Here is a 7,867-nt window from a genome sequence, read left to right on the forward strand (position 1 = left end):
GCTTATGAACATCGATATCGTCCTTTTTGCAGGCCGCATCGTACTGGTCGTCCTGCTTTATATCTTCTTGTTCGCCGTCATGAAGACCGGCGTGGGGCTCGTGCGCGGCCAGCGCCGCGACTCTGCCATCTGGACGATCGATGTGGACAAGGGCCCGCGCGGCATCCGCGGTATTCACGTGGATATGCTTGGCCCCGTCATCGTCGGTCGTTCGCCGTCATCTGACATCTGCATCAACGAGCCGTTTGTCTCTGCCTCGCATGCGCGTTTTTCGCTGCAGGGCCCGGCACTTATTATCGAGGACCTCAACTCGCTCAACGGCACCCTTGTTAACGGCCGCCAGCTGGTGGAGCCCGCAACGCTGCGCGAGGGCGACGAAGTCCAGATTGGCGACGTGGTCATGAAGGTGAACCGTCGATGATCGACGAGGAGAACAAGTCCGCAACCATGTCCGAGGCGCTGGCTGCCCCCGCGGCCGTGCCGGCTCATGCCGCCCCGGCGGGCCCTGCGCCCGTGGAGCCCGAGGACACCGTGTTCTCCCTGCCTCTTTCGCATGTAACGCAAGACCATCCGATGCCCACCGATGGCCAGGATGAAGATAATTCCACCGATGCCCCCATCGGCGCGCACGCCGTTGCCGATCAACCTTCGGCACCGGAAACTACACCTGCGCCGGCCCACTTTGCCGAGTCTGTCGCCGCGGCAATCGATGAGAGCGCCGCGGTGTTTTTGGCCCCCGAGCCCACGGCACCGGTGTTTCCCGTAGTTCCAGCACCCACCGCAGCGCCCGAGCCCGCATCTACACCGGCACCCGCGGCGGCATCCTCCCCCGCGGCCGCATCGGCGCCCGAGGCCGTGCAGCCTACGGCCGAAGAGATGCCCGTCACAGCGACGGAGGACGCCTCTCAGCCCCACAGCACGCCCGCGCCCGCGCACTTCGCGGCACCCGAGCCCGCAGCCATCGCCCCGCAAGACGAAGAGCCTGCCGACAACACAACCGAAGTGCCCGCCACGTCTAAAGTCGACGACCCGAGCAACGAGGCCAACGCCGTCTCGCCCGGCGACACGGCCGAGATTGATGTCGCCGCCGTGGAGGCCAAGCTCAAGGACCCTGGTTCGACCATGAGTTTTGAGCCGCTGACCGACGAGCGCATCGAGACCGATTCGACCTACGATGCCGGCACCACCACGCAACTCATGTGGGGCGCCCGCTCCGATGTTGGCTGCGTGCGTCCGCACAACGAGGACTCCTACCTGGTACAGTCGCCGCTCTTTTGCGTGTGCGACGGCATGGGTGGTCACGCCGCCGGCGAGGTAGCCTCCTCCATCGCGGTCGAGACCATCGCCAAGACGGCGCCACAGGCTGCCGACGCCGCGCGCCTAGCCGCAGCCGTCGAAGCTGCCAACGCCGCCGTCATCGAGGCCGCACTCAACGGCCTGGGCAAGCCCGGTATGGGCTGCACGGCGACCTGCGCCTATATCGAAAACGACATGCTCGCCATCGCCCACGTGGGCGACTCGCGCGCCTACCTGCTCCACGAGGGCACGCTCATCCGCGTGACCCGCGACCACTCCTATGTGGAGGAGCTCGTGGACGCTGGCGAAATTACGGCCGATGAGGCGCGCGTCCATCCCAACCGCTCGGTTATCACGCGTGCGCTGGGTTCGGACCCCGCCATGTATGCCGACCACTTTACCCTGCACATCGAAGAGGGCGACCGCCTGATCCTGTGCTCGGACGGCCTTTCGAGCATGATTCCCGATAGCGAAATCGAAAACATCGCCACGCAATCGTCTACGGCGCAGATTTGCGTCGACAACCTGGTGGACGCCGCGCTCGCTGCCGGCGGCCACGACAACGTGACGGTAGTCGTTGTGGACCTGGTCGACGACGGCGTCATGCGCGAGGCGAAGCGCGTTCGCCGCCGCAACGTCACCATTGCCGCCATCCTGGGCATCGCTTTTGTGCTGGCGGCAGCCATCTGGGCCTACGCGGGCGTCACCGGCTCGTATTACCTGGGCACCTACAAGGACACCGTCGCGGTCTACCGGGGCATTCCCGGCAAGCCGCTCGGCCTTAAGCTGCACTGGCTCGAGAGCACGACCGCCATCAAGCTATCCGACCTACCCGAAGACACGCAGAATCGCCTGAAAGCAGGCATTCCGCAAACGAGTGTCGACGACGCGCAGGACACTATCTCCAAGTACCGTCATCAAATCGATGAGGAACAGACCCGCCAGGTGATCGACGCGCAAACGATTCGCGACAACACCGACCAGGAATCGACTTCCAAATCGAATTCCGAAAAAACCGCCGAACAGTCCGCCGAGGCCGAAGCCTCCGATAAGAATTAGAAAGGGAGTGCCGCTTATGAGTCGCCGCAACACCGAAATGCTCTTGCTCATCGCCTCGGCGTTCCCCGTCATCCTGCTGTATGCGATGTACGTGCTCACCGCAGGCGCTTCCATCTCGTTTGAAACGCTCGCCGTGCCGATCGGTCTCTTTGCCGCCTTCGCCGCGGCGCATATCGCCGTGCGCATCCTGGCGCCCGGTGCCGATCCGGCCATCCTGCCCATCGTCTTTGTGCTTTCGGGCATCGGCATCACGTTCGTAACGCGTCTGGCACCCGCCCTCGCCATCTCGCAGCTCGTCATTCTGTTTGTCTCGGTGGCACTGATGGTGGGCACGCTCGCGATGATCAAGAATCTCGATGTGGTCATGCGCTACAAGTACACCTTTGGCATCATCGGCATCATCTTGCTGATGCTGCCCATCTTTATCGGCACCACCATCTCGGGCTCCAAGCTGTGGATTCGCATCGCCGGCTTCACCATCCAGCCCGGCGAGTTCGCCAAGATCTTTATCGTATTGTTCTTGGCCGGATACCTAGCCGAGAACCGCGAGCTACTCTCCATCTCCAATCGCAAGATCTTGGGCCTCAAGGTCCCGCGCCTGCGCCTGCTGCTACCGCTGTTCGCTGTGTGGGGTGTATGCCTTCTGGTCGTTGTCTTCGAGCGCGACTTGGGCTCCGCCGTGCTGTTCTACACCATCTTCTTGCTGATGCTCTACGTCGCCACGGGACGTTTCTCGTATGTCGTCATCGGCCTTGCGCTTTTGGCAGTGGGTGCCGTGGGCGCCTACAAGTTCCTGCCGCATGTCCAGGTACGTTTCCAGATCTGGGCCGACCCCTTTAAGGATGCCCAGGGCCAGGGCTACCAGATTGTGCAATCCCTTTTCTCGTTGGCTGACGGCGGTCTTATCGGCGTTGGCATCGGTAATGGCATGGCCAATAACATCCCCGTCGTCGAGTCCGACTTCATTTTCTCGGCCATCGGCGAGGAAATGGGCCTTTTGGGCGGCGGCGCCGTACTCGTCCTGTTTATGCTCTTTGCCGTGCGAGGCCTGACCACGGCCGCCCGCGCTAAGTCCGACCTTGCCGCATTTAGCGCCACGGGCCTCACGGCCGCCATTAGCTTCCAGGCCTTCTTGATCGTTGGCGGCGTTACCCGCCTGATTCCGCTGACCGGCGTCACCCTGCCCTTTATGAGCCAGGGCGGCTCCTCGCTGCTGGCGAGCTTTATCATTGTCGCGCTTTTGCTGCGCGCCGGCGATGAGGCCACCGGTCGCGAAGCCGAGCTCACCGGTACAGGCACCATGGCCGCTATCTCTGACGACCAGGTCGCTTCTGCCGCGGCGCATGCCGGCACGCGCTTCGCTTCTTCGTCTTCCTACGGCCGTGGCAGCCACTCCACCGGCTCGCGCATGCGTCGTCGCCTGCTCGATACGCCCGAATCTGGCGTGCTCGGTCGCGTGGCGCTCGCTAACCGCCTAACCCGCGCGGTGTTTGCCTTTACGGCCCTGTTCGCCATCCTCATCGGCAACCTCACCTATGTCCAGGTCATCAAGGCCAAGGATTACCAGGATATGCCGACCAACAATCACACCATCGCCCGTTCCAAGTACATCCAGCGCGGCTCCATCATCACGTCCGACGGCGTGACGCTGGCCGAATCGCTGCAACAGGAGGACGGCACCTACGTACGCTCCTACCCTAACGGCAACCTGGCCGCCCATGTGGTTGGCTATGTGAGCCAGCAGTACGGTACCGCCGGCATCGAGAGCGTGATGAACGACACGCTCACCGGTTCCAAGGATTACTCCAGCTGGAACAATGCCATCGCGTCGCTCGCGGGCCAAAACCAGCCGGGCAACACCGCCAAACTCACCATCGACTCCCGCATCCAGACGGCCGCCGAACAGGCTCTCAAGGGCTTTAAGGGCGCCGTTGTGGTCATGGACCCGCGCACTGGCGCGGTGCTCGCATGCGCCAGCTCGCCCACCTACGACAACACCAACATCGACGCCCTGCTGCAATCGGGCGGCGGTGAGGACGCTTCTATGTACGACCGCGCCATGGACGCCCTCTATACTCCGGGCTCCACGTTTAAGGTCGTCACGCTTTCGGCGGCACTCGAGACCGGTACCGCAAGCCTTTCGAGCACTTACCAGGCGCCCGGTTCCATGGATATCGGCAATGCACCGGTCACCAACTCCGCCAATGAGAGCTACGGCACGATTAGCCTGCAGCAGGCCTTTGCCGTGTCGTCCAACGTCGTCTTTGGTCAGGTGGCAAACGAGGTCGGCGCCAGCTCGCTCGTACAGTTCGCCAACGCCTTTGGCTATGGCCAAAAGCTCGGTCAGGACCTAACCGCCACGGCGTCCATCATGGCCGACCCCTCGCTCATGACCGAATGGGAAACCGCCTGGGCCGGCGCCGGCCAGCCCGTCGGCATGGACCACACGCCGGGTCCGCAGACCACCGTCATGCAGAACGCCGTTATCGCGGCGGCCATCGCCAACAGCGGCGTCGTCATGGACCCGTTCTTCGTTGCCCAGGTGCTCGCCCCAGACGGAACCGTGGTCAAAACCACGCAGTCCCGCTCACTGGGCCAGGCCGTCAGCGCCACCACGGCCGAACAGGTCAAACAGGCCATGCTCGACGTCGTTCAATCCGGCACCGGCACCGATGCCCAGATTCCGGGCGTCAAGGTTGCCGGCAAGACCGGCTCTGCCGAGACCGTCGGTACCAAAGTCAACTCAATGTTCGTCGGTTTTGCGCCTTACGATTCACCCACGGTCGCCATCTCGGTAGCCTTGGAGGATTACGACAAGCACGATGTCGAGGCGGCAAAGATCGCCGGCATCGTCCTGACCGCGGCGCTTGCCGCCCAGGGAGCGTGATGCCCGTGATTGATGCGCAAGCATGGGGCGTGCCGCGGCCGATAACGCTAGCGGCAATGCGCCACACGGCCCCAGCGGCCTCAAATTTGGTACTACACACATCGTTGAGCGAATAGTCATGTTAGGAGCAGGAATGGAACAGAGGGTCCTCGGGGGAAGATACCTCCTCAAGGATAAGGTAGGAACGGGCGGCATGGCGACCGTCTACCGTGCACAGGACCAGGTCCTCGACCGCACGGTAGCTATCAAAATCATGCTGCCGCAATATGCCGGCGACGCCACCTTTGCCGCACGCTTTAAGCAGGAGGCCCAAGCAGCCGCCGGCCTCTCCTCCCCCTATATCGTCGGCGTCTACGATTGGGGCAAGGACGGCGACACCTATTACATCGTCATGGAATACCTGCGCGGCACCGACCTTAAGAGCGGCATCAAGAGCCACGGCGCCCTTGATCCCAAAAAGGTCGCTCAGATCGGCTCGCAGATCAGCTCCGCACTTTCGGTCGCCCACAAGCACGAGATCATCCACCGCGATATTAAGCCGCAGAACATCATGGTGCTGCCCGACGGCAACATCAAGGTCATGGACTTTGGCATCGCGCGCGCCAAGAACAGCCACCTTACGCAGGACAACAACGTTTTGGGCACCGCCCACTACGTAAGTCCCGAGCAGACCCGCGGGCAGGATCTAGGCCCCACCTCGGACATTTACTCGCTGGGCGTCGTGATGTACGAGTGCGCCACCGGCCGCGTGCCTTTCGACGGCGACGATGCCATCTCGGTCGCACTCAAGCAGGTCAACGAGCTGCCCGTGCCGCCGAGCCAGATCAACTCCGGTGTCGATGCCGATCTTGAGCGCATTATCCTCAAGTGCATGGAAAAAGATCCGGCTAACCGTTTCCAGACGGCCGACGAGCTGCGTCAGGTGCTCAACAGCTACCTGTCTGGTCGCGCCGTCAACGTGCCGGAGCCTACGCGCGTTATCGGCGCCGTTGGCGACCTGGGTGCCACCAAGACCCGAGAGCTATCCGACCAGACGCGCGCCATGGTACGCCCCGTCTCGGGCGTGAGCGGACAAAATAACGCTCGCAGCTCCGTCTCGGGTTCAACCGGCTCTTACGCCACCGAGCAGCCCAAATCCAACAAGAACAAGATCATCGCCGCCGTAGTTGCTGCGGTAGCCGTAATCGGCGTCATCGTGGCCTTTGCCACCGGACTCTTTGGCGGCGAGCAGGTCCCGGTTCCCGATGTGTTGGGTAAGGACCAGGAGACCGCCGTCGAACTGATTAAGGATGCCGGCCTTGACGTCGGAACCATTGACCAGAGCTACAACGACGACGTCGACGAGGGAAAGGTTGTCGAGCAGACTCCTAACGGTCACACCAAGAAGCCCAAGGGCACCAAGGTGAATCTGGTAATCTCCAAGGGTCCCAAGCCCTCCGAGAAGGTTGATGTCCCGCAGCTCGTTGGTCTGACCAAGGACCAGGCAGAGGCGGCGCTGGCAAGCGTCGGCCTTAAGGGCAATGCCACCGAGGAAGCCAACGAGGCCGAAAAGGGCGAAGTCTTTGAACAGGGCACCGATGCGGGCAAGGAAGTCGAGAAGGGCACGACCATCTCGTACAAAGTCTCGAGTGGACCCGACACCACCTCTGTCCCTGATCTGACCGACATGACCGAGGCTCAGGCACGCAACGCCCTCGATATGGCCGGCTTTGGCGTCGATGTAACCTACCAGGAGAACGATTCCGTCACCGAGGGCACCGTCATTAGCTGGAACCCCAGCGGTAAGCAAAAGCCCGGCGCCACGATTACCGTCGTCATCGCCAAGAAGTCCGGCAAGGCAAACGTTCCGGGCAACCTGTACGGCAAGAGCATCTCCTCCGCCGTCACCGCGCTCAACAACGCCGGATTCTACAACATCGCATTCTGCGATCAGAACGGCAACCCCGTGAGTGGTAACGAAAACGCCACCGTGACGGGCGTCTCCCCCACTGGCAAGCAGTCCACCGACAGCACGATCACGCTGACGGTTTCGATTTCTGGCTCTGGCACCGATTCAGGCGACGATTCCGGCACGACCAACTAGTCATCGAGACATTGCCCACAGCGGCTGATGCCGCAAACATATTCGCTCACAGGCGCCCGCTTGCTCCCCCAGCAAGCGGGCGCTTTCTTTATCCGAAGCAGCGAAAACTACGGCATGCCTTTAAACCAGAAGAGCCCGGTACCGCAGCGGTACCGGGCTCGATATTGCTCTGGTGCCCCCGGGCGGATTCGAAAACTCCCCCCGCGGGGAAATCGGTGACGCGGGTGTCGACGGCCCGAATCCGGCCCTTAGACCAGAAGAGCCCGGTACCGCAGCGGTACCGGGCTCGATATTGCTCTGGTGCCCCCGGGCGGATTCGAACCGTCGACACCCGCTTTAGGAGAGCGGTGCTCTATCCCCTGAGCTACGGAGGCATGTTGTACTAGTGTAGCAGATTTGCGCCACTGCCATGCAGCGCATAGCCACTCTTCGAAGTTACGGTGGAACAGCCTTCCGGAAAGCGTGTCCCACTATCCAGACGAATTCTGGGACGGGCTTTCCGGATGGGGCCTCTCTAGGAAACTACGACCCGAAATCTGAGC

The 7,867-nt window shown here is 62.3% G+C and carries 4 protein-coding genes and 1 tRNA gene; 4 read left to right on the top strand and 1 reads right to left on the bottom strand.

Annotated features, from left to right (window positions below; all coding sequences use genetic code 11):
* The first annotated feature begins 4 nt into the window (after window positions 1-4).
* From ACQQ92_RS07800 to pknB, 4 genes are all read left to right on the top strand, one after another.
* Window positions 5-421 (top strand): FHA domain-containing protein, encoded by a 417-nt coding sequence (locus tag ACQQ92_RS07800; RefSeq protein WP_055250779.1) that lies wholly within the window; start codon window positions 5-7, stop codon window positions 419-421.
* Window positions 418-2,355, top strand: coding sequence for a Stp1/IreP family PP2C-type Ser/Thr phosphatase (locus ACQQ92_RS07805; protein WP_427796190.1), 1,938 nt, complete (start codon window positions 418-420; stop codon window positions 2,353-2,355). Before ACQQ92_RS07800 ends, ACQQ92_RS07805 begins: the two co-directional genes overlap by 4 nt.
* Window positions 2,356-2,371: 16 nt before the next feature.
* Window positions 2,372-5,242: an FtsW/RodA/SpoVE family cell cycle protein gene (locus ACQQ92_RS07810; protein ID WP_427796191.1), complete on the top strand. Its 2,871-nt coding sequence runs from the start codon at window positions 2,372-2,374 to the stop codon at window positions 5,240-5,242.
* 133 nt (window positions 5,243-5,375) lie between these two features.
* Entirely contained in the window at window positions 5,376-7,325 is a 1,950-nt protein-coding gene (gene pknB / locus ACQQ92_RS07815) for a Stk1 family PASTA domain-containing Ser/Thr kinase (RefSeq protein ID WP_427795137.1), read from the top strand.
* Window positions 7,326-7,623: 298 nt separating this feature from the next.
* Here the strand turns inward: pknB and ACQQ92_RS07820 are convergent.
* Window positions 7,624-7,699, bottom strand: a tRNA-Arg gene (locus ACQQ92_RS07820).
* Window positions 7,700-7,867 lie beyond the last annotated feature (168 nt).

It is taken from the genome of Collinsella sp. SGI.241 (assembly GCF_050312955.1).
Taxonomy (GTDB): domain Bacteria; phylum Actinomycetota; class Coriobacteriia; order Coriobacteriales; family Coriobacteriaceae; genus Collinsella.

What these genes read in the sequence shown, in the direction of transcription:
- pknB (WP_427795137.1), top strand. Translation starts at nt 5,376, where the DNA reads ATGGAACAGAGGGTCCTCGGGGGAAGATACCTCCTCAAGGATAAGGTA.
- ACQQ92_RS07810 (WP_427796191.1), top strand. Translation starts at nt 2,372, where the DNA reads ATGAGTCGCCGCAACACCGAAATGCTCTTGCTCATCGCCTCGGCGTTC.
- ACQQ92_RS07800 (WP_055250779.1), top strand. Translation starts at nt 5, where the DNA reads ATGAACATCGATATCGTCCTTTTTGCAGGCCGCATCGTACTGGTCGTC.
- ACQQ92_RS07805 (WP_427796190.1), top strand. Translation starts at nt 418, where the DNA reads ATGATCGACGAGGAGAACAAGTCCGCAACCATGTCCGAGGCGCTGGCT.